21 protein-coding genes are annotated in these 26896 nt (G+C 66.5%); 11 read left to right on the top strand and 10 right to left on the bottom strand.

The window, feature by feature from the left end; all coding sequences use genetic code 11:
• The first annotated feature begins 1029 nt into the window (after positions 1-1029).
• Positions 1030-4944 (top strand): hypothetical protein, encoded by a 3915-nt coding sequence (locus VFG33_RS13880; RefSeq protein WP_325026306.1) that lies wholly within the window; start codon positions 1030-1032, stop codon positions 4942-4944.
• On the top strand, positions 4941-5264 hold the full coding sequence (locus tag VFG33_RS13875) for a hypothetical protein (RefSeq protein ID WP_325026304.1): 324 nt from the start codon (positions 4941-4943) through the stop codon (positions 5262-5264). Before VFG33_RS13880 ends, VFG33_RS13875 begins: the two co-directional genes overlap by 4 nt.
• 239 nt (positions 5265-5503) lie before the next feature.
• Here the strand turns inward: VFG33_RS13875 and VFG33_RS13870 are convergent, their stop codons facing one another.
• Together VFG33_RS13870 and VFG33_RS13865 are read right to left on the bottom strand one after the other, a co-directional pair.
• The gene (locus tag VFG33_RS13870) at positions 5504-6259 is read right to left on the bottom strand and encodes an orotidine 5'-phosphate decarboxylase / HUMPS family protein (protein ID WP_325026302.1); all 756 of its coding nucleotides are present in this window, start codon (positions 6257-6259) and stop codon (positions 5504-5506) included.
• A 27-nt stretch (positions 6260-6286) separates the two neighbouring features.
• On the bottom strand, positions 6287-7327 hold the full coding sequence (locus VFG33_RS13865; protein ID WP_325026299.1) for an Ldh family oxidoreductase: 1041 nt from the start codon (positions 7325-7327) through the stop codon (positions 6287-6289).
• Between the two features lie 108 nt (positions 7328-7435).
• On the opposite strand from VFG33_RS13865, the gene VFG33_RS13860 reads away from it, so the two are divergent.
• Both VFG33_RS13860 and VFG33_RS13855 read left to right on the top strand, forming a co-directional pair.
• A complete protein-coding gene (locus VFG33_RS13860) occupies positions 7436-8383 on the top strand; it encodes a sugar phosphate isomerase/epimerase family protein (protein ID WP_325026297.1) in 948 nt (315 codons plus the stop codon).
• Positions 8380-9420 carry a zinc-binding dehydrogenase gene (locus tag VFG33_RS13855; RefSeq protein WP_325026295.1) on the top strand — a complete coding sequence of 347 codons (1041 nt, stop codon included), beginning with the start codon at positions 8380-8382 and terminating at the stop codon, positions 9418-9420. The genes VFG33_RS13860 and VFG33_RS13855 overlap by 4 nt, the downstream gene beginning before the upstream one ends.
• On the opposite strand, the gene VFG33_RS13850 is transcribed toward VFG33_RS13855, so the two are convergent.
• Positions 9401-10174: a FadR/GntR family transcriptional regulator gene (locus VFG33_RS13850; protein ID WP_325026293.1), complete on the bottom strand. Its 774-nt coding sequence runs from the start codon at positions 10172-10174 to the stop codon at positions 9401-9403. The two genes, VFG33_RS13855 and VFG33_RS13850, sit on opposite strands and share 20 nt — an antisense overlap.
• Before the next feature lie 239 nt (positions 10175-10413).
• On the opposite strand from VFG33_RS13850, the gene VFG33_RS13845 reads away from it, so the two are divergent.
• The 4 genes from VFG33_RS13845 (at position 10414) to VFG33_RS13830 (ending at position 12945) form a co-directional block, all read left to right on the top strand.
• Complete coding sequence (locus VFG33_RS13845; RefSeq protein ID WP_325026290.1) at positions 10414-10674, top strand: hypothetical protein; 261 nt, start codon at positions 10414-10416, stop codon at positions 10672-10674.
• A 718-nt stretch (positions 10675-11392) separates the two neighbouring features.
• Positions 11393-11710 (top strand): ArsR/SmtB family transcription factor, encoded by a 318-nt coding sequence (locus VFG33_RS13840; RefSeq protein WP_325026285.1) that lies wholly within the window; start codon positions 11393-11395, stop codon positions 11708-11710.
• Between the two features lie 228 nt (positions 11711-11938).
• Entirely contained in the window at positions 11939-12043 is a 105-nt protein-coding gene (locus tag VFG33_RS13835; protein WP_325026308.1) for an acyl-CoA dehydrogenase family protein, read from the top strand.
• A 38-nt stretch (positions 12044-12081) separates the two neighbouring features.
• Complete coding sequence (locus tag VFG33_RS13830; protein WP_325026283.1) at positions 12082-12945, top strand: helix-turn-helix domain-containing protein; 864 nt, start codon at positions 12082-12084, stop codon at positions 12943-12945.
• On the opposite strand, the gene VFG33_RS13825 is transcribed toward VFG33_RS13830, so the two are convergent.
• From VFG33_RS13825 to VFG33_RS13805, 5 genes are all read right to left on the bottom strand, one after another.
• Positions 12946-13764 carry a carbohydrate ABC transporter permease gene (locus VFG33_RS13825; RefSeq protein WP_325026281.1) on the bottom strand — a complete coding sequence of 273 codons (819 nt, stop codon included), beginning with the start codon at positions 13762-13764 and terminating at the stop codon, positions 12946-12948. It lies immediately after the preceding gene.
• Positions 13757-14599 carry a carbohydrate ABC transporter permease gene (locus tag VFG33_RS13820; RefSeq protein ID WP_325026279.1) on the bottom strand — a complete coding sequence of 281 codons (843 nt, stop codon included), beginning with the start codon at positions 14597-14599 and terminating at the stop codon, positions 13757-13759. Before VFG33_RS13820 ends, VFG33_RS13825 begins: the two co-directional genes overlap by 8 nt.
• Before the next feature lie 71 nt (positions 14600-14670).
• Positions 14671-15939, bottom strand: a complete 1269-nt coding sequence (locus VFG33_RS13815; RefSeq protein WP_325026277.1) for an ABC transporter substrate-binding protein — start codon at positions 15937-15939, stop codon at positions 14671-14673.
• Complete coding sequence (locus VFG33_RS13810) at positions 15936-18422, bottom strand: NPCBM/NEW2 domain-containing protein (protein ID WP_325026275.1); 2487 nt, start codon at positions 18420-18422, stop codon at positions 15936-15938. Before VFG33_RS13810 ends, VFG33_RS13815 begins: the two co-directional genes overlap by 4 nt.
• 178 nt (positions 18423-18600) lie before the next feature.
• Positions 18601-21249 (bottom strand): glycoside hydrolase family 97 N-terminal domain-containing protein, encoded by a 2649-nt coding sequence (locus VFG33_RS13805; RefSeq protein WP_325026273.1) that lies wholly within the window; start codon positions 21247-21249, stop codon positions 18601-18603.
• Between the two features lie 101 nt (positions 21250-21350).
• On the opposite strand from VFG33_RS13805, the gene VFG33_RS13800 reads away from it, so the two are divergent.
• Positions 21351-21500 (top strand): hypothetical protein, encoded by a 150-nt coding sequence (locus tag VFG33_RS13800; protein WP_325026270.1) that lies wholly within the window; start codon positions 21351-21353, stop codon positions 21498-21500.
• Here the strand turns inward: VFG33_RS13800 and sigJ are convergent.
• Positions 21497-22423 (bottom strand): RNA polymerase sigma factor SigJ, encoded by a 927-nt coding sequence (sigJ, locus tag VFG33_RS13795; protein WP_325026268.1) that lies wholly within the window; start codon positions 22421-22423, stop codon positions 21497-21499. The genes VFG33_RS13800 and sigJ overlap by 4 nt on opposite strands.
• A gap of 151 nt (positions 22424-22574) precedes the next feature.
• Between sigJ and VFG33_RS13790 the strand changes: the two genes are divergently transcribed.
• The gene (locus tag VFG33_RS13790; protein ID WP_325026266.1) at positions 22575-24758 is read left to right on the top strand and encodes an MMPL family transporter; all 2184 of its coding nucleotides are present in this window, start codon (positions 22575-22577) and stop codon (positions 24756-24758) included.
• Between the two features lie 85 nt (positions 24759-24843).
• Positions 24844-26025 (top strand): acyltransferase family protein, encoded by a 1182-nt coding sequence (locus VFG33_RS13785; protein ID WP_325026263.1) that lies wholly within the window; start codon positions 24844-24846, stop codon positions 26023-26025.
• Here the strand turns inward: VFG33_RS13785 and VFG33_RS13780 are convergent.
• Positions 26012-26896, bottom strand: an 885-nt coding sequence (locus tag VFG33_RS13780; RefSeq protein ID WP_325026261.1) for a hypothetical protein, incomplete at its 5' end; no start/stop codon positions are given. The two genes, VFG33_RS13785 and VFG33_RS13780, sit on opposite strands and share 14 nt — an antisense overlap.

Genomic DNA, 26896 nt, shown 5'->3' with positions numbered 1-26896 from the left:
CTCCGGGAGCACCGAGAACGTGCTGTCGATCGACGATGTAGCGCGATGAGCCCGTGCGCCGGGCTCGGTCGAATCGCGATCAGAGCACAGGTCCTGAGTAGACCGATGAGCTCCGGCACGCCGGGGAACAAGGAACCGATGAGTGGGTTGATGGGGGGTTCGGATGACAGTGTCCATCAGAGCTGAGAGCACGGTGCCGTTCAACGGGACAGCATCACGGACGCCGCGATCGTTCGGTGAGTGGATTCCAGCTGCGCGAGAAGCGCGAGACGGTGGGCTGGGCGACGCCACATAATGCCGCGAACTCGCTGATGGCCAACGCGATCACTTGGGCCGGGTTCGGCCACCACGAGCAGATCAGCCGGCACTTCTTCCACCGGATTTCCGCGACGCGACGTTCAGACGGGGACAGCGAGTCGAGGGACGCTCGGATTCGATCCAGAGCGGCCGCACGGGTACCTAGGCCCCGGGGCATGCTCAAGCAGTGTTATGGCGAAGGCATGCCGCAGTCATGATCACTGGATATGTTATCCCTCGCCCTGCTGGTGCAATGAGCGCCGTACTGCTCGGAGCTTGCTGGATCTGGACACCCGGATGAGGCGCTGGTATACCTCTTTCGGAGGCTAGGTATTTCTCATACGTAGCCGGGGTGAAGATCGGAGGAGCTATGCAGGTCCTGGATATCTCAGCCGGGCAAGTTCTCCGCGATCTACGTCTTCTCCGCGATCTGGGTCAGCATCGGCTGGGGCGCGATCATCTAGATCGCCGCACTTGGCGGTGTCGACCCCGAACTCTACGAGGCCGATCGGGTCGACGGCGCGTCACGCCTGCAACGGATCCTGCATGTTTGGTGGTACGACATCGTCACCGGCCTGCCCGACCGATCGTCAAGAACGGCTTCATCACCGTCTGGGATACGCCAGGGCTTGGTATCGACTTCAACGTCGACGAAGCCAGCCGACGTCGCTACCGGCGTTCGGCGATCCGACCCTGACCGCGCACGCCACCGTGCCGGAGAGGAGCTTGACTATGGAACTGTCACGCCGAGGCTTCTTGTCCGTTGCGACCGGAGCCGCGGTCGCCGTGGCCGGCTCGTCGTTCTCGCCGGGGCGCGCTCGGGCGGTTGCCGGGCAGGTCACGGTGACCTCGGTCAGCCTGCCGGCGAAGGGATTGCGCGGCTTCGGGTCGGTGTCCGGCGAGCTGACCGGCCTCGGTGCGAACGGCTCGCTGTTGCGGATCCAGTGCCAGAACGCGAATCTGGCCAAGCTGACCCACGCGAAGTACCTGTCCGATCTGACCCGATTGCCGGGCGTGGTCCCGGCGACGCTGGCTGTCAACGGCCTGTCGGTCCCGGTGCACGAGACCGCGGCCGGCGTGGTCGCGGCGTTGATCGATGACGATGCGGTGTCGGTGCTGGCCTTCGACAGCGAGGCGGCGTTCACCGCGTCGGCCGGTCCGGCCATACCGTCCGGCACCACAGCAGCAGATTTCGTGCCCCAGGCAACGGTCCCGATGTACCTGGACCGCTTCGACCGGAACGGCTTCCTGGTGTACTTCGCGCCGTTCGCGCTGCCACCGGGCTGGGACCGGACCCAGCCGTACGACTACTCGCTCGATTTCGACTTCGCCGAGCAGAACGGTCTGGGGATCGCGCTGTGGGACAACGAGCAGCAGCTCAACTTCGGTGAGGGCCTGGCCCGGGTGCCGGACTGGAAGTGGGTGATGAAGGAGTGCGACGCCCGCGGCATCCCGGTGCACCTGAACACCCAGCTCGCCGACGGTATGTGGCTGGCGAACCGGTACCGGGACCAGACGATGCAGAAGATGCCCCAGTACTCCGGATTCCACGGCGCCGCCGCGAGCTACACGTACGCGGTCGGGGAGACGTCGTACAGCGCGACAACGGGGATGGACGCCGAGCTCGGCGTCCTGCAGGAGACGGTCCGCGAGTTCGCGCCGGCAGACAACGTGGTGGGCTGGCTCGAGCCGCACGGCGAACTCGCCGGCGGCACGGCGTCGGTGCTGCTGGCGGAGTACGGCCCGGTGGCGGATGCCTCGTTCCGTACCTTCCTGCAGGGCCGTTACGCCACGACGGCGGCAGTGGGGCAGGCCTGGTACGGCAACGCGGGCGCCGTCGCCGCGTGGACCGATGTCCACGTCCCGGAGGTCGCGTCGTTCCTGGGCTGGGATGCGGAGGCGGTCGATGTGGCCGGTGCCTGGAGGGTGCTGTATCCCGGTACTGGGTCGTTGCCGGCGGGTTGGGACCAGCCGGGGTTCGACGAGAGTTCGTGGGGCAGCTTGGTGATGCCCGGCAGTGACCGGGTTGAGTTCACGGCGCGGCAGAGCATGCTTGCGCGTCGTACGGTCGAGGTGAGCGCGGCGTGGCTGGCCGCCCACCCGCGAGCGTGGCTGTACCTGTTCGACCTCAACAACCAGGTGACGATCCCGGCGACCGTCAACGGGCAGGCGACCGCAGGCATCCCGGGCGCGGCGCTCATGGGCGGCCAACACTGGGGTGCGGTGGAGGTGACCGACCTGCTCCAGGCCGGGTCCAACTTGATCGCGGTGACGCTGCCGAACGGCTTCATCGGATACCGGGTCTACCTGTCCGGGGATGAGCCGGTGCAGTACCCGGCTTTGGGCCCGCAGCGCAACGCGCAGTGGGTCGATTTCCAGGACTGGAGCCGGTGGACGCGGCAGCAGGCGGTACGGCGTGGGGTGGAGATGATCCGGCAGGAGGATGCCGATCGGCCGGTGAATCTGATGTCCCCGGATCCGTACGCAGACCTGATCAAACAGGTCACGGCGCAGTATGGCGGGAATTTCCACAACACTGGCTACATGGCGGGGTTCTGGGCCGAGCTGCATACGTTGCTGGCCCGGAGTGCGGGTCGACCGTCCACTGCCGAGCCAGGCAATGGTGCGCCGAATGCGGATCAGTTCAAGGCGTTCTGGGGCCGATGGCTCAGCGAGGGTCTGAACGGGGTGAACTACTTCGCGTCCCAGCACGACATCATGTCCAAGCCCGATGTCCTGCAGGAGTTCCAGGACAATCGGGCGCTGTACCAGAGCATCGGTCGATATCACGTGCCCGAGGCCGAGGTCGCCGTACTCAATGGCTTCCGGGTCAACGGCAACGGCACCTGGCCATGGACGCCGGACGCCGACGTGTGGATTCCCGGCGGCTACTGGAAGACCAACGCGGCCAGCTACCTGATGGCGCGATGCCCGCGGGACGCAGTCACCGAACTGGACTTCGCCGATGGCACGGTCGACAAGTACCGGGTCATCGTCGATTCGAACACCCCGTTCATGGATGACGCCCTCGTCGACCAGATCGAGGCATGGGTGCGCGCTGGGGGCACCTTCGTCACCTATATCCAGACCGGGCGGCACACCACCACCGATATGAACGCCTGGCCGATCAGCCGCCTCACCGGGTACGACGTACTCAGCATCGACCCGTTCAACCATAACGGGTCGTATCAGCCGCTGACCGCGCATGCCGTCTCCGCGGCGCCTGGCCAATCGCTGCTCAGCGACACCTCGTGGCTGGCCAACCAACGCGGCGGCGGCTTGTCCCTCGGCAAGGTCGCCGCGGATGCGCAGGACGTGCTGCTGTGGGACAACGGCACCGTGGCCGCGGGGATGCGGCCTCTCGGCAACGGCCGGATCATCCAGCTCGGTTGGCACGTGAGCGGCGGCAACGCGACCACCCTGCTCGGCCAGATCATGGATTACCTCGGCGTGGCCCCGGTGCCTGCTCGGGCGGCGACCGTGGTGTTTCGGCATTACATCTCGAACACCGGCCTGCACGACGTTTGGGTGCTGTACAACGACTCAGCCAACTCGGTCACCACTGATCTGGTGTTCACCACGGCCGCCGCACCGACGGTATTGAGCGAGCTCACCACGACCACGACGACCCCGGTGACCGTGCAGAACGGGGCTTCCGGGGTGTACGGCATCACCTTGCCCGCGTGGGAGACGCGGCTCTTCCTCAGCCCTCGTACCGACGTACCGCAATCGCCGTTGGAATGGCTGACCCTGCAGCGGAACTGGTGGGCCGGTACCACCGCGCCGGATCCCGATCCACTGCCGACGAAGGCGCAAATGCAGCGCAACAGCGTGGACCTCACCGACGACTGGGCGTTCCTGCCAGTGGACAACTCCACGCCGGCCCAGATCGCGGCGCTGGTCCTGCCCGGCGTGGATGACTCTGCCTGGGAGCGCCGGAACCTCGGCGTCTGGTCCATGCCCGAGCATCCAGACGTGCACCACGCCGTACTGCGCAAGACATTCACCGTGCCGGCCGGCTGGTCGACCGGCGAGATCCAGCTGTGGCTACTGGTCGACAAGGAAGGCCAGACGTTCCACGACACCGGGCGGATCTATCTGGACGGTGTCCTGATCCGGGACTTCAGCGCCGGGGGCCTGGCTGGGTTGCCGGCCAACACGCTGCTTGCCCCTGGCAACCACCTGATCGCGTTCGAGGTCGAAGGTAGCGGCGCCGCGACCGGAGTCACGGCCAACGCGTGGGCGTACCGCATCCCGGAGCCCAGCGCCAGACAGGACCTGGCCGGCACCTGGTCGATCACCGGCGCGGACGGCATCCACGACGTCGGCCAGGCCGCCCTGCCCGGGTCGTTCACCGGTCTTCTCGCCGCCCGCGACGTGGTGATCGACGCCGGCCACAGCGGGTCCGCCGTCGTGCTGTACGTCCAGCGCACCGGCGCGTGCCTCAACGGAATCATGATCAACGGGGCGTTCATCGGCGACATCTACCCGGCGGCCAAGGTGGGCGACACCCTCCTGGTCAACATCACCACCAAGGTCGCCTTCGGGCAGACCAACCGGATCGAGCTACTCAGCTCCGGTCCAACCGGGCCGGCCGCCATCCCCACCATCGAAATCCGCTACTACGACCCAACCGTCTACCCGTGAATCACGCCGCCCTGGGGAAGGTATTGATGATGGAGTTGTCGCGTCGGAGCCTGTTGATCGGGGCCGCTCGCCGCGTCGGCGGCCGGCCAGTAGAGCATGGTGGACCTGCCGACTCGGTCCACCTGGGTGCCGGCATCTCGCTGCTGCGGATCCGGTGTGCCAGCGCGAAAGCGGCCCAATTGGTGCACGCCAAGTACCTGTCTGATCTCGTCCTGCTGCCGGGGGTGGCCCAGACCAGGCTCACCATCGGCGGGCTGCGAATCCCGGCGTACGAGACCTCGGCCGGTGCGGTCGCTGCGGATGACTTCTTGCGCGACTGAGCGGCGACCTGCACCCGGAGGACCATCGGGCCCAGGCGTTCCTGTCGAACGGTCCGCCGAGTGGCTGACGGGATCCGGAGCCACCAGGGTGGTCCCGATGGCTGCATCCCGGCCGTTCTGGCCGAGCGGGGGGCAGCATCTTCGCCATCCGCATTGGGGGCGCGGACCACATGATCACCGGTACAACCGGACGCAGCACGCGCCCCTGATGCGGGCAGTGCCGGACTGGCGCCTGACGACTACAACGTACGGCGGCTGGGCTCGGGATAGCGGATCTTGGCTGCGTGGACGCGGTGGCAGGCCTCGGTGAGCACGCTCAGCAGGTCGCCGCGCGAAGCGCTGAACGCCTTGCCGTCGATCACGAGAGGCGCCCCGAAGACGACAACGGGTGCACCGAGGCCCGGGCAGGTGATGGCCTGCTCGATGCTCAGGCCGCCAACGGCCTGCACCGGTACCGAGACGGCGGCGACGATGGCAGGCAGATCGGTGAGCGGAGTAAGGCCAGGGTGCTTGCCGCGGTGGTCGAAGCCGATGTGGTGGATGACCATGCCGACCCCCAGCCCTTCGAGCCGGACCGCCTCGGCCACCCGGTCGTCGGCGCCGAGGTCGTCGCCCATCACCAGCATTCTGAATTCGGCGCCGGCATCGCAGACCCTCTCGATGGTGGCGTCGTGAGCGCGGCCCATGACGATGACCGCGTCCGCGCCGGCATCGCCCATCATCTCTGCTTCGAGGTAGCCGCCGTCCATTGTCTTCAGGTCGACGATCAGCGGATGGCCCGGGAATTCCTTGCGCAGCGCGCGCACTGCATGGAGGCCCTCGGCGAGCACGAGCGGCGTACCGACCTCGATCCAGTCGGCTCCGGCTTCCACCGCGATGGCTGCGGTGCGCAACGCCTCGGCGTTGGAGGTGAGGTCGAGTGAGATCTGGACGATTGGGCGGGTGAGCTGCTGACGGGACAGACCGTGGATCGCCGAGGACATGTACTGCTCCATTCGCTGATGATCGGCTACGGCACCGGGTCAGGACGACCGGCTGCCGGGGAAGTCAACGCCGTGTCGAGCACCCAGCAGGTGCAGTTCGTCGACGGTGGCGTCCGCAAGCGGGATGCCGTCGCGCAGACGCTGCTCGCGGGTACGTTCCTCCGGCTCACCCGGTACGAGTACGCCGTCGAAGCCCTGAGCAGGCGTGGTCGAGTGGGCCAGCTCGACCAGAGACTGCATGCGGTCGAGGAACACGTCGTACGGCGCGAAGTGCGCCACGTCGATGGCGAGCAGCCAATGCCCGATGTTCTGCGGCTTGCTGAAGTCGGTGTACATGTTGCCGAGCCCGTGGGACACGGCGGCGCTGCTCAGTACACCCGCGAGGATCTCCACGACGAACCCGAGTCCGTATCCCTTCGGCCCACCGACGGGGAGCAGGGCCTCGACGGCCGAAGCATCGGTGGTCGGCCGGCCCTGCTGGTCCACGCCCCAGGTGTCGGGGATCGCCAGACCGGCTGCCTGGGCGATCATCACCTTGCCCATCGCCGTAGTGCTGGTCGCCATGTCGATGCTGACGGGTGCGCCCCTGGTCGGGGCGGCGAAGGCGATCGGGTTGGTTCCCAGTAGCGCCTCACGTCCGCCGTACGGGACGACGATCGGTTCTGAGTTGGACACGACGATCCCGACGGCATTGCGCTCGGCCAGCCAGCGGGCATAGAACCCGGCCGCACCGAAATGAGTGCTCCCGTGCACACTCGCCGCAGCCACACCGGTGGACCTGCTGAGCGTCAAGGCTGCCTCAGCAGCCTGCCGGGCAGCGATCTGCCCGGCAGCGCCGTTGGCATCGACGGTCACCACCGCGCCGGAGTTCGACACCACGGGCTCGGCTTCGGGCCGCACCAGGCCTGCTATCACCCGCCGCTCGTAGGCGGGGAGCCGAAGCACGCCGTGGGAGTCGATGCCCCGGACGTTCGCGTCGACCAGTGTGTGGGCCAGGAACCGGCCGTCGTCGGCGCTGTACCCCCAGAGCCGCAACAGCGCGGTAGCCCAGAACTCCAGGCTGTCGGCTTCGATCGCCATTGTGGTCGGCCTCTCTCTCGACTTCCGGTCTGGCCCGAACCCTAGCGGTCTATAAATCCTATACGTCATACTTATTGCTGCCTAGCCCCGACGAAAGAGGTGTGTCGCGTGAGGATCAGCGTGTTCCCGAAGGGAGATCTGGAGGCGATCGCCGTGCACCGCACGATGTCAGTGCATGACTGGATCGAGAAGGCACGGGTCTTGCCTGTCGACGGACTGGAGCTCTACTCCGGGATGTTCTGGCAGACCAGCGACGACTTCGTCGACCAGGTGGGGGAGCACCTTGCCGCGGCGGGTTTCGAGATGCCGATGCTGTGCGCCTCGCCGGACTTCACCCACCCCGAGCCCCGGCGGCGGGCAGAGGAGATCGCGGCCGAGGCTCAGATGATCCGGATCACCGCGCGGCTCGGCGGGCCTCGCGCGAGCACCCGGGTGTTGTCCGGGCAGCGCCATCCCGGAGTGTCCAGGGAACAGGGGCTGGAGTGGGCGGCGAGCGCGATCGAGACCTTGCTGCCGCTGGCTCGTGAGCTCGACGTCACCTTGGCGCTGGAGAACCACTACAAGGACGGCAGCTGGAAGTATCCGGAGTTCGCCCAGCGTACGGACGTCTTCCTGGAACTGCTCGGGAGGATCGACGACCGTGCCCACTTCGGGGTGCAGTATGACCCGTCGAACGCGATCGTTGCCGGTGACGACTCGGCAGAATTCCTAGACCTGGTGATCGACCGGGTGGTGACAATGCAAGCCTCCGATCGCCGGTTGGCCCCCGGTACCTCGCTGGACGACCTCCGCCGCAGCGACGGCACGCTGGGCTATTCGCCGCTGCTCCAGCACGGCGTCATCGGTCGCGGTCTGAACGACTATCCGAGGATCTTCCGTACCCTCGCCGCGGCCGGCTACGACGGCTGGATCAGCATCGAGGACGGTGTTAACGGCATGGACGAGATGCGCGCGTCCGTCGAGTTCTTGCAGGAGGCCAGGCAGATGTACTTCGGTGGGTCGACGCAAGTCAGAGTTGCCGCGCACGACGAGGCGAGAAGGGCTACCGGCGTATGAAGGGTCTGCTGAAATATGGCCGCCGCGACGGCGCGGTGGAGGTCCGTGAGGTGCCGGCTCCCGAGCTCCTGGACGGGCATGTGCTGATCGAGGCGAGAGCGGTCGGCGTCTGCGGGTCGGACCTCCACATGTGGCATGACACGCACAGCTGGCCGACCCGGGTGCCGGTGGTGCTCGGCCACGAGATGGCCGGAGTGGTCGCCGCTGTCGCCGACGACGTCAGCGCTTGGGAAATCGGCGATCGGGTGGTCTGCGAGACGGCGGCCTCGATCTGTGGCGAGTGCACCTTGTGCCGGACCGGTCGCTACAACTTGTGCCCAGGCCGGGAGGGATACGGCGCCACCCGCGACGGCGCGTTCGCCGAGCTCCTGCTGGCTCAACCCCGGGTCTTGCATCGCATCCCGGACAACGTGTCGTTCGAGCAGGCGGCTCTCACCGAACCGTTCGCGGTGGCCTACAACGCCTTGGTCGAACGAGCGACGGTCGCACCGGGCGACCTCGTCGTCGTGCAGGGAATCGGGGCCATCGGGGCACTCTCGCTCCAGGTTGCGCGGCTCCGCGGGGCCGGCCTGGTTGTCGTCCTCGGCACGCCGGTCGACGCTCTACGGCTGGAGAAGGCACGGGCCCTGGGTGCGGACCGAATCGTGGACGTCACTGCGGAAGACCCCGTCGCCGTCGTGCGATCCTACGGCGACGTGCTCGGCGCCGACCTGGTCGTCGACGCCACCGGTGTCAGTGCGGCACTGCGGCCGGCGCTCGACATGGTGCGGCCCTTGGGTTCGATCGTGAAGATCGGCTGGGGACCGCAGGCCGTGGACTTCAGTCTCGATCCACTGGTCGCGAAGGCGGTCACGCTCTACGGCTCGTTCTCTCATACCTGGGCGACTTGGGAGCGAGTGTTGCAGCTGTTCTCCACCGGCCGCCTCGACCCGGACGCCGTGCTGGGCGGTGTCTATCCGCTGGAGGACTGGCGGTCGGGATTCGAAGCGATGGAGTCGGGCCGCAACATCAAGAGCGTCATTTCGATGACCTCCTGACCTCCTGTGCCGACTGCAGCACCTCGAACTCGTGCAATGTCTCCTCGACGAGCGCCAGGGCGGCCGCTTGGGCCGAGCCGGCGTCCCGTTGCCCGAGCGCGTCGGCGAGTTGCAGATGACGGTCGACCGACCGGCGGCTCATGTCGTGCATGCCCGGCCGCAGGTCGTGCCTTCTGACCTCCAGTGCGGCCCCGACGGTGCCTGCCAGTTGCGCGATGACCGGGTTGCCCGTGCCGTTGAGCAGCAGTTGGTGGAAGCGCTCGTCCGCTGCGAAGTACTCGCGGCTGTCGTCGGCCTCGACGGCGTCGCTCATGCGGAGAGCGGCCTGGCGAATCTCCACCGCGTCCTGGGGCGAGATGCGGTCGGCAGCCAAGCGTGCCGCCACCTGCTCGACACCCAGACGGAGCTCGAGCAGCTGGCGCATCTGGTCGACGTACTGGGCACTCTGTGCGCGCCACTTGACGACCTGAGGGTTCAGCAAGTCCCAGCTGGTGATGGGCAGGACACGGGTGCCGACGTGTGGGCGGCCTTCGACCAGCCCCATGGAACTCAACGCTCGCAGGCACTCCCGCATGACGGAGCGAGACACCTCGAACCGCGCGCACAACTTGTCGGCCATGACGATGCCGCCGACCGGCAGGTCGCCGTTCACGATCTCCTGGCCGAGCTCTTCGAGCACGTGGCCAAAGAGTCCGCTCGGCGTTCTCGGACGGCGCGTCGTACCACCGGTCCCGGCTGGCAACGTCTCGGACATGCGGTCCTATCGGGTCAGGCTCGCGCGGGATGCGGAACTGGTCGCCTCAACTTAGCAATCGCGGCGATGCCTGGGCGGCGCGGCATTCGGGACAGGGCCCAGCCGCCTCCGCGGTCGCTGCATAGACCAGGTAGACGCAGACCGCGGCGGTTCACTGCAGTCGGTGCTCTCGGCGTTGGTCGCCGGTGGGCATGAGGCTTGGTAGTCGGGCCATTGCCGCTCGCCGCGAGGTCCCTCCTGTGGATAGCCGGCTGTCCACCACCCAGCTGGCAAGTGCCGATGCGCGCGCGGTGCTGGCTATCGCGCCGAGACCCTCGGGCGGTCTGTCCGCACTCCTCCGTTTGGGTCACCGGATCCGGATCGCGATCGCCGGTAACGACGCCTCGTGCTTCTCCTACCACGGCCCGCCAGGCGAGACCTTCACCCTCGCGCTAGGCCATTCCACGCACTTGGACCTTCCCGTCGAACGTCGGCAGGGGCAACCGCTTGGCGGTGAATGACGCCGACCAGCGGCCGGTCACTCAGCTCCGGGGGCGCCGCGGGCGCTAGGTCGACGGTGCCGAAGGCGGACTGCCATGCCAGCTGTCAGATGGTCGCACCGGTGCGCATCACGCGCGCGTACCTGCTCGGCGTGGGAATCCATCCCGCGTGCTCTTGCATCAGATTCGGCATCGTGAGTTCCCTTCGTGAAGAGAGCGCGCGTCATTGTCCGGGCCTGGGGAACAACGGAACAGCCGATAGCGCTAAGGGTGGATCTTGGGCTGTGAGCGGACCCGCTGGCTGCCTCTACCGCGTCTCGGCTTCGGGTGGGGCTGGGCCCGGAGTCGTTCGCGGAGGCGATCCTCTCGGAGATGAGCGGGTCCTCGGGCCTGCGGATGCGGACGGGCTTGGGCTGGAGCGGCAGGCCGTCGTCCGCCGCGGAATCCTGAGCCCGTCGAGGCAACAGCAGGGTGTAGCCGTCGATCACCCATTGCTGGCCGGTTGTGCCACCACCGAGTTCGGCTCTCATCCGGGTGAGCGCGACGTTGACGATCGAGATATCGAGCGTGATCAGGAAGAAGCCCAGCGACGCGATCGTGATGACGATCCGGGCGTGTGGGCCATCGGCCAGCGTCGAGGAGCTTGAGCGGAAACCGGAGGTGCTAGGCACTGCGGTCCTTCCCGTGAGCGATCTGGAGGCGTGTATCTACCTTCGGGCTGGGCTTTGTGGTCTGCCGTATGCCTTCTACCCCGACTGGGACGAAGCCGCCGACGGGATGGTCGCGCTACTGCGCACCGAAGCAGGTGCTGCAAGGCGAATCCTCGGTTGCGTGCCTTGCCGAGCTCGCCGGCGCCGCGCTCGCGGCCGTCAGCCAGCACCTGGCCAAGCTGCGCCTGGCCGGCCTGGTGAAAGGCCGCCCGGAGGGGACGTTCGTGTACTACTCCGCCGCCGACGACCACGTGAAGGGCCTGCTGGATCAGGCCCTGTTCCACGCCGACCACCTCGACCGAGACCTGCCCGAAGCCGCCAGCAGTTCGGCGACGCAACAGGCCTGAAACGCTCGCGCGATGGACCGAAAGCTTGCCTAGAGCAGCACTGAGATCGTCGCAAAGCTGGGCCCCGATCTCCTCGGGCGCTAGCGCTGGAACTGGCCCGGGCCGAAGAACAACTCCGGGCCGAAGGGCATGCCGGGCGGTTCGAGGTTCGAGCGCAAATGGGATGGCTTTCTTCACTGCAAGGGTGCAGGTCAGAGGCGATTTCAAGTGAAAGGGCCCCGATCGGCGGTGAGCGACGCCAAGATCCTCGACATCTTCGAAGGCACCCAGCAAATCCAGCAACTCATCGTCGCCCGCCGGCTCCTCGGGAAGACGTCCGCCGAGCTGAAGTAGTCCTCTTTGCCGGGGAATTTGACCTGCATCATAGGGACATGCCCATTCCAGAAGGCTTCCGAAACCAGCGGATCGTCGTCGTGCCGCGGCCGCTTGTCGCAGGAGCCTTGGCGCGCCCGGTCACCCGCCGACTCCTCGTCACCGTCGCAGGCTATTTCCCGACGGCGCGCGGTCACCGGATGCAAAGACCGCGAGGTATCGATGAAACCATCGTCATCGTCTGCGCAGCGGGAACGGGCTGGGCTCGCGTCGGCGACGCCATGCATCGCCTCGGGTCCCAGTCGGCGCTGATCATTCCTCGCGGCGTGCCCCATTCCTACGGGTCTGACGAAGCCAGCCCATGGACTATCTGGTGGTGTCATCTCTGCGGCACCGACGTCGCGGAACTTGTCGAGACCCTCGAGGTTTCGCCTGAGCGGCCGATCGTTCCGATTCGCCGGATGGAGCGGGCCGTAGCTCTGCTCGACGAGATTGTCTCGAGCCTCGAACGGGGCCACTCCCCGGCTTGGCTGATCGGCACCGCCGGTGCGGCGTGGAAGCTGCTCACTCAGATCCACGTCGACCGGGTCATGCCTGCGGACGGAGATCCGCTCCAGCGGGCCATGAGCTATCTCGCCGATCGCCTCGACAGCAGCGTGCGCGTTCCAGAACTCGCGAAGCTTGTCGGCGTTTCGCCCTCGCATCTGAGCGCCCTCTTTCGCAAAGTCACGGGAGGCGGCGTTCTGGCTTACCACCAAAGCCTTCGGATGGCCCGCGCGCGGCAACTGCTCGACGGTTCCCTGGCGACGGTCGCAAGCATTGCCGACGAGCTGGGCTATGCCGACCCGCTCTATTTCTCACGCCAGTTCAGCCGATTCCACGGCATGAGCCCGACCCAGTTCCGGCGGCGGGACGCCCACTGATCACCCTTTCAGCCCGCTGTTGGCGATGCCGGCGAAGAACTGCCGCTGCAACACGATGAAGACGACAACCAGTGGCAGCGTGCAGACCAGCGCACCGGCCATCAGCGTGGGGTAGTCGGTTCCGAACTGGCCCTGCAGGCTCGCAAGCCCGACTGGAAGCGGCCTGGCGTCACCAGCTGGGGCAACGATCAGCGGCCAGAGCAGATCGTTCCACGAGTAGAGCGCAGTGAGAACGGCGAGGGCGGCCAGCATCGGCCGCGCCATCGGCAGCATCACGCTCCAGAAGGTTCGGAAGGTGCCTGCGCCGTCGAGCCGCGCCGCCTCCTCGTACTCTTTCGGCATCGTCAGGAAGGCCTGCCTGAGGAGAAATGTTCCGAAGGCCGAGAAAATACCAGGGATAGCCAGTGCCGGCACGGTATCAAGCAGGCCCAGCCCCTTCATGAGGTCGAACTGGCCGAGCAGGAACAGCTGACTCGGGACCATCAGCATCAGCATGAACAACGCGAAGAGGATCTTCCGCCCGGGGAAGTTCAGACGCGCGAACGCGTATCCCGCCAGGGCGGCCACGAAGACCTGACCGGTGACGCGCAGAACGAGTGAGATCGACGAGACGAGGAACTGCGCCCAGAACGGCGTGACCTCGAAGAAGCTGCGGTATCCCTGGGCCGTCGGCTCTGACGGAAACAGGGTCGGCGGGAGTGACGCGACCTCGTTGCTGGTCTTGAACGAGGTCAGGATTTCCCACCCGAAGGGGACGACCATGAGCGCCACGGCGATGATCAGGATGACGTGGAGGCGCCACTGTCCACGGCTAGTCATAGACAACCCACTTCTTCTGAAGACGGAACTGGATGGCGGTCACGATCATGATGATCACCAGCAACACGATCGCGATCGCCGCCGCGTAGCCCTGTTTGAACTGCACGAACGCCGCTTCGTAGAAGAGGTAGACGATGGTCTTCGAACCGCTCAGGGCAGTGTTGTTGATGCTGCCGAGCATGATGAAGACGAGATCGAACATCTGCAGCGCCGAGATCGTCGTCAGAATGGTCACGAAGAAGATACTCGGGCTGAGCAGTGGCAACGTGATCGAGAAGAACTGCCGCACCCGGTTCGCACCGTCAAGAGACGACGCTTCATAGAGCTCGGTCGGAATGTTCTGCAGTCCTGCGCCCAGGATGATGAGATTCACCCCGAGGCCCATCCAGATGCCGACCACGGCGAACGCATACACGGCGAACCGATCGTCTGCCACCCAGTACTCGCCGGGGAGGCCGACCAGCGACAACACGTAGTTCAGCAGCCCGAAATCACCATTCAGGATGAAGCGCCAGACCATACCTACCGCGACGGGCAGTGTGACCACCGGCAAGAAGAACAGCACCCGGTAGATGGCCCGCCCGCGGGAGACCTGCTGAATCAAGGCAGCGAAGACGATCGCCAGCGGGATCCCCAGCAGGACTATCGCGGTGTACCGCGCCGAATTGCCGAGCGCACTCCAGAAATCGGCATCGGAGAGCAGTTTCTCGTAGTTGTCGACCCCGTTGAACTCGCCCGGGCCGAAGACCGGCACCCTCCGGAAGCTCTTGATAAAGGTCGCGAGAAATGGCCACAAATAGAGGGCGGCCAGACCGATGAACGCCGGCGCGATCATCGCGAACGCCGACCAGTCCGTGCGCGCCGGGGAGCGACGACGGCGTCGTCGCCGCCCGGCGGGCTCGCCTGTCACCCGTTCTCAGCCAATACCTTGTCGATGGCATCAGCGTATTGGGCAGCAGCGTCGGCGACCGAAGCCTTTCCGTCCCACGCAGCCGTCAAGTACTTCGCCTGCAGCCCCTGCCACTCCGCGGCGTTGCCCTGGACCGGCAGGGGGACGGAGTACGCCAAGGCGTCGATGAAGGTCTGCAGATTCTTGAACTCGGGCATCGCGTTCATCCACGCCTTCTCCGTCCCTTTGTAGGCCGGCAGCACGGCGCCGGACTTGGCCTGGATGTTCGCCGCCTGCTCACCGCTTGCGAAGAGCAGGAACTTCTTGGTCTCCTCGGGGTGCTTGGTCCCGGCGTACCCGACGTTCTCGATACCGCTGGTCACGGTTGCCTTCTTGACGCCCGTCGGCAGCGGCGCGACGTCGACCTTGGCCTGGATCGTCTTGTTCTGATAGAGCTTGAGCGCCCAGTAGGCACCCGAGACGTACATCGCGACCTTGCCCTGCTCAAACATGGTCTCGGCCTCGGTGTCGGAGAGTTGCTGCAACGTCGGAGACGACTTGTCCGCCTGCAGATCGGTCCAGAACTTGATGCCGGCCTGGGCCTCAGGACTGTCGATGACCGAGGTCTTGCCGTCATCGGAAATCACTTGGCCGCCGGCCTGGAAGATCGAGTTGTAGTAGCCGCTCTGGTAGTCGAGCGGCGCGGCCACGCCCCAGGTACCGGCCGCTGGGTCGGTCAGCTTCTTCGCCGTCTCGCGGAAGTCCGCCCAGGTCCAGTTGGCGGCCGGATACGCGACCCCCGCCTTGTCGAACAGGGCTTTGTTGTACCAAACGGCATTCGTGTCGACATCCTTCGGCAGACCGTAGAGCTTTCCATCGCCCTGGTCGTACAGGTCGAGCACTGCGCGGGGGTAGTTCGCGAGATCGACGTTCTGGTTCTTGACGGCGTCCGAGATGTCGAGAAGCTGACCTCCTACCGCGTACGGCCTGATCTGCTGCGCGAGCATCCAGAAGGCATCAGGCGCTGTCCCACCCGCGGCGCCGGTCTGCAGAGTGGACCAGAACTCGGGGTACGGCCGCTCCTGGATCTTCACCGTGATGTTCGGATTCTCCTTGGTGAAGGCATCGGCGATCTCCTGCATGGCCGGGGTCTGGGTTCCGGCCCAGATGCCGTACGTGATGGTCACCGGTCCGCCCGAGTTCGACGTACCGCCGCCGCTCGAACACCCCGCGAGCAGCGCCGCCACCACCACGATCGCGGGCGACAACAACGACTTCCTGTTCATGCGCTTCCTTTCCTCATGATGAGGTGGGCTTTCGTCACGACGAAGCGGGCCGAAGCCCAGTCCACGTGCGCGGGAGGGTCGCCGGCGGCGACCTCGTGGGTGGACAACGTGAGAACCTGAACCCCAGAGATATCGACGTCGATGTCGACAGCGGGTTTTCCCGCCTCCAGTACGACGGAACTGAGCACTCGGCCGTCGCCGCTCACGACGGCTCGCGTGCGTGTCTGCGGCGTCTCGTCATCGATCCCGACGCTGGTGGTGAACCTCCCGACGTGTCCGCCGAAGTACAGCTCGACGGACGACGGCGTCGACACCCCGAGACCATCGGCGAAGTACAGCCCGGCGACGTGCATCGGCGACCCGTCGGCCGGATTGCCGCCACCGTTGCTCATGTCACGCTCGACCGGACCGCTTTCGTTCTGAAAGGCCAGCATCGGCAGACCCGAGACACGGTGCACGCCTGCCACCAGGGGCACAACGGCTCGCGCGTGGGCGACTGCGGGAGGCGCCGAGAGGGATTCGACGGTGAGAATGCCCTGAGATCCGGGCGCCAAGTCGTTCGGCGCGTGAATCTGCCACCGCTCGTCGCCGAGCGACTCGGCCCTCCAGCCGGGTGCGACCCGCACCCGCGCACCAGCGCTCGTGGTGACGACAACGGTGTTCTGCTCGTGGAGCACGACCAGGGCAGGTTCGACCGTCGGCGCATCCGTCACTGCCCGAGGATTCGACCGGAAGAGTTCACCGTCGGAGACGATCGCCACAAAGCCGCCGTTGTCGGCAAGCGAGACGTCGAACGAGCGGGTTGACACGGTACGTTCGGCCAGCGCGTCGTCGCCGAACGCGTCCTCGACGACCCAGGCGACCGGATGCGTCAGCCCCAGCCGGTCCAGATCGACCGTCACGGTTCGCCTGCCACCTGCAGCGATGCAGCCGATGAACCAGCGATCGCCACAACGTCGGGCCATCACGGCCTCCGTGTCGGGCGTGCCCGAGAGTAGAACCGTCTCCTCCCATACCGGCGCGAGTTCTGCGAGGAATCGGGCGGCGAGCGGTCGCTCGGCATAGGCGGCGACGTCATCGGCGAAGTGCGTGATGCCGCACTCGAACACCACGCTGAGGGCAAGCTCATGACCGTCGCTGGTGACACGATCCGCAGCCGAGAAGGCCACGGGCGTGTAATCCATGGACCCGACGACGTTGCGGGTGAACGGCTGGATGACGTTGTGCTCGGCCGTCAGCGGGGTGTCGTCGTAGAAGACGTAGTACTCCGCGCCGCGAACCGCCTCGTAGCCGACGACCTGCGGCCAGGTCCGGGCCCAGCCGCGCGGAATCACCGAGCCGTGAAAGTTCACCATCAGGCCCAGGCGTGCGGTTTCCTGCAGCATGGAGTCGTACCAGCGGTACCGGTCTTTCGATTCCGACTCCATGAAGTCGACCTTGATGCCGGCGACACCCCACGAACGCCACAGCGCCAACCTGCCGAGCTTCTCTGGCCCGTCGAGATCGTGCCAGACGGTCCACAGGTGCACCTGAATGCCCCGCAGGCTGGCGTACGAGACGATCTCAGGAACCCAGGTCTCCTCCCAGCCACAGTCGATCAGCAGATGCTCCCAGGAGAACTCGGCCGCGGCATCCACAAATCGCTTCTGCTGCGCGAGTTGGGCACCGGAATAGAAGTCGGACCACCACGACCACGCGGCGCGGCCGGGTCTGATCCATTCAGCCGCGGCGAGCTCTGGTCTGACAGGCGGAGCCAACTCATCGACGAACAGAGACTCCACGACCTCCGCGAGCGGGCCAAGGATGAACACCCGCCACGGCGTGACATCACCTCGGGCGACCTCGACGGCGGAGTCGGCGAGCTCGAAGCCGAGAGTTGTGCCCACCATCGCTGCGTGGGCGCCGGAGTACCGGCCGTCGATGCCTGACTCGGACACCAGCAGGTAGTCGTCACCCGACCGAGCGAGAAACGGAAACCCGTACGCACCGGGCGCGAGGTCGGCGAGGTCGACACCGACGCGCGGCGTTTCGTACCACGTCTGATACTCGAGCACCCAGGCACGCGAGAACAGTGCGAGATCGATGCTGGTGCGGTCAGAAGTGACGGTCGCGGTGCCCTGCGGTTCGGGCATTGCGTACCGTACGGCGACTCCGTCGGGGCTTACGCGAATGCGCACGGTCCAGTCGCGACCCGTCGCGGCGTGCTGAAGGTCGACCCGCAGCTCCCGGTGGTCGACCAGGTGATCGCCGCGCGCCTTGCCTGACCGGGCGAACCACTCCTCGACCACTGGGAACTCCGACGAGCGCGTGACAGTCGACCCCGAGCCGAGGTCGGCGCCGTCGACGCTGATGCCCAGAGCAACCACTGCCAGGGGCCGGTCCTGCCGTGTGATCGTCAGGTCGATGGATGATTCGCCGACCGACAAGCCTGCCCCGACGGTGCCGTTGCGAACGCTCGGGCCGCTGCCGACCTTGTTGACCACAATGACTCCATGTCGCGTTCAAATATTAGGTGCTGTGGTGCTCCTTGGAGCGCAACCATAGCGATCTCGAGACGTCGGGAACATGGCTGTTCGGCGCGCGGGCATGGACATTTCGACGAAATACGAGGGGCCGCGAACCCCGCTGTGAGGCGGGGTTCGCGGCCCTTCTGCCGGACGATCAGCGCACGACGCTGAGTCTGTCGATGCCGACCGCCGCCGACGAGGCGCCCAGCACCTTGATGACGTTCGACCCCGCGATGAGCGCCAGGCCCAGCGTCCTCGTCGCCACTGCCGTCGCCGAACCGGTCGCCGGAAGTGTGACTGCGATGGCACTTCCGCCATTGACCTGAACCTGCACGGTCTGCGCCGTCGCACTCGCATAGTCGAGCCGCACGGTGTGGTTGCCCGCGGACGCCGCCGTGATGCCATTGACGTCGAGCGTGCCGGTGCCGTTGAGCGACTTCACCAAGGTGCCGCCCGAGCATCCGGAGCACGCAGCCGTCACTGCGCCGCCGGCGAGTGAATTGCCCGGCGCCTCCGCCTCGGTGGCACGCTCGATGGTCAGGGCATCGATGTCCGGGGCGAAAGCGGTCGGGTTGTCGAATGTGACGGTGTTCGAGCCCGCGACGAGCGGAACATCGACCGACCACTTGTTGACGAACTCCCAGCCACCTGAATCAGGCAGGCTCGCGGTGCTCAGAACCGTGCCGTTCACGGTGATCCGCACCGACCGCGGATCAGCCGAGGTGTAGGTGAAGGTCATCCGGTGCGTACCCGCCGTTGTCGCCGTGACGCCGTTGAACTGCACCGAGCCGCCCGAACCGATGTTGCCGACCTTTGCCCCCGTCGAGCATCCCTTGCAGGCGTCGACCGAAGCCGCCCCGGCACGGGTGTTGGCAGCCGACTCCGCCTCGTAGCGGGTGTCGGCGCTGCCGGTCTGGGCGAGCGGCGTCTGTGAGATCTGCACGGCCACACCGCCGGTCGCGATCATCGGCAGCGACAGGGTCGTGGCACTCGTCACCGACTGCGTGCTGACCTGAACCCGGCCGGCTGCATTGTCGGAGAAGATGGTCGCCGTGTAAGTCCCCGATCCGAGGAACGACAGCGGCACCGTCGCTGTCCGCGCCGGCGAAGTCATGCCCGCGACGAACCAATCGGAACCGGACCGCCGGGCCAGCGTGACGTGATCACCCGGAAAGCCTTCGACAACCTTCGTCTGGTCCCACTTGGTCGGGATGGCCCGCATCAGGTGGCGCCCCGGCCACTGCTGGTACGCCGCGGCGGAGTCGGCGTAGTTGATCATGCCGGTGTTGTAGACGATCGCCTGGGCAAGCGTGTGAGCCTGCGTGAGGATCGACGCGTTCTGCGAGATCATCGCCGGCGTGTAGTCCATCGGCCCGATCGGACCGCGGGTGAACGGGTACGTGACGTCGGCGGCAGCGGTCGTGGGCGGCGGGTACTTGTAATGCTCGGTGCCGGCAACGGCCTCGGACGTCAGTACCCAGGGCCACGTACGGTTCTCGCCGCCCGGTTTCGTGCTGCCGTGCAGGTCGAGCATCATCTGGTTCGCCCCGGCGGCGTCGCCGATCGACTGGTACCACCTCTGCACCGCTTGGGAGTCGTTCAGAAAGAAGTCGACCTTGAGGCCGGCAACACCGTAAGCCTTGTGATCAGCAACCAACTGTGTCGCTTGCGCAGGTGTCTGGCCGGCGTCGGCGGTGACCCAGGCGAAGATCTTGACACCCCTCTGTGCGGCATAGGCAGAGATCGCGGGCAGGTCGACCGACGGGGTGTAGCAGCAATCGACCGTGACGTACTCGAAGCCCATCTCCGCGGCGAAGTCGACCATCTGCTTCTGCTTCGTGAGATCGGACGCGCTGTCTTCGTCCGTGTACCACGACCAGGCCGCGCGCCCGGGCTTCACCCAGGTCGGGGTGGTCGCTGCCGGTGGGTTGAGGTTCTGCACCAGGTCGGAGTTGTACAGCACGTCGAGGTTCGGTGCGATGATCGCCACCCGCCACGGTGTCTGGAACGGATAAGTGCTCGCCATCGGAAAACCCTGGTCGGGCGTGCGTGACAACTTCAGCAGCCCCGTGCCGAGACTGTCACCCTCGAGCATGCCGGGTGCGTAGCTCGCGTTCGCGTTGTACACGTTGGCTTCGCTGATCAAGGTGTAGTACGCGTTGTTGTTGATCGACGCGAGCGCAGGCATGGTGAGGTCAACGCCCGAGTTGAGCTGTGCGGCGTTGCGGTAGATGTAGTCCTGCTCATAGTTGCGGTTCCACGGTGCCGCCCACCCGCCGGTCGTCACCGGCAGGCGGAACCCGGTGGCTTCCCCGGTGATCGAGACGTTGCCGCTGCCGGGAAGCAGGTAACGGAAGGCGATGCCGTCGTTGTACGCGCGAACGACCACTTGCATCGTCGCGCCGCTCTTCGTGTAGGTCAGCGTCAACTGCCGACCGTCGTTGAGGTAGCTCGGCTTGGTTCCGGCCGGCAGCGAGTAGGTCTCGTTGATGACCGAGCGTGATTCGCTCGCGTACGTCAGCCCGGACGTGAAGTCGACTGTGCTCGTCGAGATGCCGAGTGGCGAATCGCCGAAGATCGTCGTGCTTCCCGAAACCACGCTGTAGGTCAGCCCACCCCCGGGCTGGTCGGTGACGGTGATGTTGGTCAGTCCGTCCGGCGAGGTCAGCGTGTGGGAGACAAGAGCGAGCGCGGGGCTCGCAGGGAGCAACGGTAGGCCGAGCGACAGAGCAGCAACCAGTACGAGCGCCGGCTTGGTGAGACGCCTCAGTGTGAGACGCCTCAGTCTCGGAGAGATCTGCATGTCCTTCCCCCTTGGTCGTGAGCCGAAGTGGCGGCAGGCGACCGATGGGTCCGCCGGCTCTCCGACAGTACGGACGCGCAGCGACCGAGAGAATGAGCCTTTTGCCCAGTGACATGGACGATCCGCCGCAATCGCGTCAGCAATTGACGCGGGAGTTGCGGGCCGAGGCGGGTGTCGAGATCGACTACGACCGACCAGTTCACACGCAGGCGGCGGCAGCCGCGTCGTACCTGCAGATGGAAGCGGACTAGGAAGACCTCGGCCGAGTTGAAGTAGCGGTTCCCAGGCCTGCGAGCTTGTCCGGGTTGCGCACGAAGTCGATCGCGGTGATCAGTCCGGCGTCCACCGTGAACGCGATGACCGACATCTCGCCGTCGTCGCCACGGATCACCAGCCCTGGAGCGCCGTTGACGCTGGTCCTCAGAACGTCTATCGGTCCTGCGGCGTGGGCTTGGGTGAGCATGAGGATGAGCGGGGCGACCTGCGCCGCCTCCCGCTTGATGTGCCTCAGCGCGCCGACCTTGCCGCCGCCGTCGCCGCGCAGTACGACGTCCGGGTCCAGCAGCGCAAAGAGCCCCGGCAGATCGCCGTCCCGGCAAGCGGCCAGAAATGAGTCGACCAGCTCCTGATGTTCAGCTGTCGTCGCCGGCGTCCGCGGCCGCCCGCCCTCGACCTGCCGGCGCGCCCGTGAGGCGAGCTGGCGCACCGCTGCCGGGGAGCGGCCGACGATCTCTGCGATCTCGGGGAAGGGGATGCTGAAGACGTCGTGCAGCACGAACGCGGTGCGCTCGGCGGGGGAGAGTTGCTCGAGGACGACGAGCAACGCCATGCTCACCGACTCGTCCAGAGTCACCCGGTCGGCCGGGTCGTAGGAGCTGTCCTCGACCAGCGGCTCCGGCAGCCAGGTGCCGACGTAAAGCTCCCGGCGCGCACGCGCGCTGCTCAGGGCATCGAGCGCCAACCTGCTGACGATGGTCGTCAACCAGGCGGCGAGGTCACGGACGGTCGCCGGGTCGTCGAGCCCGCGCAGGCGCAGCCATGCCTCCTGCACGCAGTCCTCGGCCTCGACCAGTGAGCCTGTCATCGTGTACGCCACCCGCAGTAGCCGCGGCCGATTGGCCTCGAAGGACCGCGCCAGCAGTTCCTCGGTGTCGCGTGCGTCCGGTTCCGTCATTCCCATGCCCCCTTGACGACACAGCCGGTCCGGATGTGACACGGCTCGGGCCGGTGGGTGTGGACGTCACAACTCGGAGGGCTGCGTCGTCAGGAGGCTACCGAAGCCCAGACGACCTGTTGACGGTTGACCACCAGCCGGGAATGAGATCATGACTCTTACTGAGACGAACCGAGAAAAGAGCACCCAGCCACCGATGCGGCCAGGGGTGTTCGCCCGCATCGGTGGCTTCGCCCACCGCCGCAGGTGGCTCGCCCTGATGGTGTGGGTGGCAGTCTTGGCCGGCGTCTGGGCCACTGCGTCGGTCGTAGGCGACGACTACCGCAACGACTTCTCGCTTCCCGGCACCGAGTCGCAGCAGGCGGCCGACCTGCTGGCCGAGCACGGCGCCGCCCGCACGGGAGACACTGTCGAGATCGTCCTGCACCACGCCGGCGGCCTGCGCGAGGCGGGCGTCGAGCAGCGCGTGACAGACATGCTCGACGACGTCGCGGCGCTGCCCAGGGTCGGCCAGGTCCACAGCCTGTACGACGGCGAGGGCGCCATCTCGGCGGACGGCACGATCGGCTACGCCACCGTGATGCTCGACACCCCGTCGGACGCTATGGCGACGACCGACACCCAACGCATCCTCGACACAGCCCAGGAGGTCGAGGGCGAGGGGCTTCAGGCCGAGTTGGGTGGTGACGCGGCCCGACCGCTGGGACAGGGCGGGACCGGCGCCGCGGAGGGCGCGGGGCTGCTGGCGGCGCTGGTCATCCTGGTTCTGATGTTCGGCACGGTCATCGCCGCCGGGCTGCCCATCATCATCTCCCTGTTCGCCGTCGGATCCACCGTTGGTGTCGTCATCCTGGCATCGCACATCTTCACGATCGCCGCGTGGACCCCACCGATGATGATCCTGGTCGGCCTAGGCGTCGGCATCGACTACGCGCTACTGATCTTCGCCCGCTACCGTGCTGAACTCGCGCGCGGTGAGGACCCGGAACGCGCAACCGTGAACGCGATGGACGCCGCGGGCCGTTCGGTGTTCTTCGCCGGTTGCACCGTCATCCTCGCGATGCTCGGTCTGGTCGCCCTCGGCCTCGGCTCGTTGCAGGGTATGGCGCTGTCCGCCGCGCTGACCGTGCTGGTGACCATGCTCGCCTCCCTGACCCTGCTCCCCGCCCTGCTCGGCATCTTCGGACGCCGCTTCGAGCGCCAGTTCGCCCGGCGCGTCGAGCGGCGGAAGGCCAAGGGCAAGGCCGATGAGGGTAGTGGCTGGCGCCGGCTCGCGACCGCGGTGCAGCGGCGCCCGCTGGCCGCCCTGCTGGCCGGGACAGTACTCGTCGGCGCCCTTGCCTTCCCGGCGCTGGGCGTGCGGCTCGGCTTCTCCGACGCAGGCAGCGACACGACCGACAGCACCAGCCGACAGGCCTACGACCTCCTCTCCGATGGCTTCGGTCCCGGGTTCAACGGCCCACTCCTGGTAGTGACCGACGGCGGGTCGGGCGGCGCCGAGCAGGCCGCCGCCGCGGCGGCGGCGGCGCTGAGCAACACCCCGGGGGTTCAGGCCGTCGCAGACCCGGTGCCCACGCCGGACGGCCGGGCAGCGACCGTCCTCGCCTTCCCCACTACCTCGCCGCAGGACGAGGAGACCACCGAGCTCGTCGGCAACCTGCGCGACGACGTACTGCCGAAGCTCTCGGCATCCAACGGCGCGAAGTACCTGGTCGGCGGACCCACGGCCGCGTCCGAGGACTACTCCAGCAAGGTGAGCGACCGGATGCCGCTGTTCATGGCGATTGTCGTCGGTCTCTCCATCCTCCTGCTGATGGCGGTGTTCCGCTCGGTGCTCATCCCGCTGAAGGCCGCGGTCCTGAATCTGCTCAGCATCGGTGCCGCGCTCGGCGCGATGAAGCTCGTGTATCAGGACGGCTTGTTCGGCATCGAGGCCGGCCCGATCGAGGCCTACCTGCCGGTGCTGATCTTCGCCATCGTCTTCGGGCTCTCGATGGACTACGAGATCTTTCTGATCTCCCGGATGCACGAGGAATGGGTGAGCTCCGACAGCTCGGACGCTTCCCACGCAGTGCGCGAAGGACTGGCTCACACCGGCTCAGTGATCACTGCGGCGGGCGCGATCATGGTCGTGATCTTCGCCGCCTTCACCCTCAGCCCGGACCGGCTGCTCCAGCAGACCGGCTTCGGCATGGCGGTGGCCATCTTCGTGGATGCGGTCGTCATCCGCTGCTTGATCGTTCCGGCGGCGATGGAGCTGATGGGCACCCGCGCCTGGTGGCTGCCGGCGCCGCTGGCCCGGCTGCTGCCGAAGGTGCAGTTGGAGCGACACTGAGCTGACGGCGTGCGGCGTGACCACCACGCCGCGCGCCTTCCGCTAGGAGTGGCACGGGTGGGCTGGTAGGCCTGATCCTTGCGGCATGGCTAAAGGGGAGCGGCTGTCGTTTCTGGACTGGTTGCGGGTGCTGGCTGTGGTCGGGGTGTTCGTGTTTCACACGCTGCGGCCGTTCGACGATGGCGACTGGCATGTGAAGAACGCTGAGACCAGTGAGGGGATCTCGGTGGGGATCGCGTTCCTCGGGCTGTGGGGGCTGGCGTTCTTCTTCCTGCTGTCCGGCGCGGGTGCGTGGCTGGCGTTGCGGTGGCGAAGCGCGACCGGCTTCCTGCGGGAGCGATTGCTCAGGTTGCTCGTCCCGTTGATCGTCGCTTATGTGTTGTTGTCCCCACCGCAGTACTTCATCGAGGAACACCACAAGGGCCGCTCCGATAACTCATTCCTGGGTGACGTGAAGGTGTTCTTCAGCGACTTGCGTGGTGATCCGCCGCTGTGGTTGCGCGATACGTACCACCTGTGGTTCCTCGTTTACCTGTTGCAGTTCGCACTGCTCGGTCTGCCGGTGTTCTTGTGGTTGCGCGGTCCACAGGGCCGGCGGTTGGTGGACTGGATCGCAGAGGGTTGCGAGCGGCGGGGGAGGATCCTGCTGCTCGCGGTGCCGCTGGTGCCGGTGCACCTGCTGTTCCAGGCCGCGCCCGGGCCCGACCATGGCTGGGGCGAGTTCGTCTTCTTCTTCGACTTCTTCGTCGTCGGTTTCCTGATCCTGTCGGACGATCGATTGATAGCGGCCGTACGACGCAACGCCGTACCGGGGCTGGCGATGGGACTCGGGGCCTTCGTCATCGGTCTGGTCACCGGGATCATGGACTTCCTGGACGCCTGGTGGGAGGACCCGGGTTACTCGTGGCCGTACGTCTGGTACTTCACGTTGATCACCTTCGCCGTGTGGGGCTGGCTGGTCGCCGCGTTGGGGTTCGGCCTGCGGCTGCCCGCGTTCCAACGGCCGCTGCCGGTACCACTCGCGCGCGCGGCGATGCCGTTCTTCCTGGTCCACCAGCCGGTGATCCTGTTGATCGCGTACTACGTGGTCGGTTGGAACGCGAGCATTCTGACGAAGTACGCCGTACTGATGCCGACCGCGTTCCTGCTCTCCGCTGTGCTGGCGTGGCTCCTGTCGGCTCTACCGGGAGTCTCGATGCTCTTCGGCGTCAAGCGCCAACCCGGAACCACGCCAGCCCGTGCAACGGGAGGAGTCAGCGGGAGTTGAGGTCGGCCCACTCCTGCTGGGTCATTTCGCGGAGGTCGTTGGCCGCGGTCTTTGGCTTCGGGCTGCCACCGCCGACGTCGCCGCCGCCGAAGGTGATCGAGGCCCAGTTGTTCTTAGCGGACAGCGTCGTACTGGTGTTGTCGTCGTTGATGTCCGCGGACGTGGTGTCCACCGTGTCGCCGTCGCAGTTCCAGTCGATACCGGCGTTGGCCGCGCCGGAGGTCCGCGTCGTCCCGTTCGGGCACTTCCACTTCGTCTTCCAGGTCGAGGCCGTGCTGGTGTTCAGGCCGACCGACTCCCGCAGGCTCGTCTCGTTCAGCGCGGGCGGTGCGAAGGTCGAGTAGCTGAACCAGCTGCTGCCGGTGGTCCGCGGTACGCCGTCGAACTGGAAGAAGTAGTTCATCACGCTGAGGTAGTTCGGCTTGTAGTTGACGCTGTCGGTGCCGCCGTGGGTGAGGCCGAGGTCGTGACCGAGTTCGTGGATGAAGGTGCCCACGTTCATGTTCTCGGTGACGGTCCAGCTGCACTTCGGGCCCATCGTGACGATGAAGGTGTCGTTCGGGATGGCGAAGGCGTTGCCGCTGCTGCAGCTGTTGTCGTAGTCGTCCGCCCAGAGCATGTAGTGGAAGACGGCCTTGCGGGAGGCGGAAAAGTTGGCGTTCTTGATCGCGTCGGTCTGTGACTCGGCGGGCTGCAGGTTGCTGTCGTACGGCACCTGGTTGCCACCGCCGAGGTTGTACGCCGATCCTGCGGCCGGGCCGCCGTCGAGATGGATCCGGATCCCGGTGCTGCCGTCCGGGTTGCTCACGGGAGCGGAGGCGAAGGTCTGGACGATCCGGTCGAACGCTGCCGTCGACGCGAGACGGCCGCT

This window comes from Kribbella sp., from assembly GCF_035687465.1.
GTDB lineage: Bacteria > Actinomycetota > Actinomycetes > Propionibacteriales > Kribbellaceae > Kribbella.
Note: the sequence above shows the minus strand (reverse complement) of the source record. Positions and strands in the feature narration are given on the sequence as shown.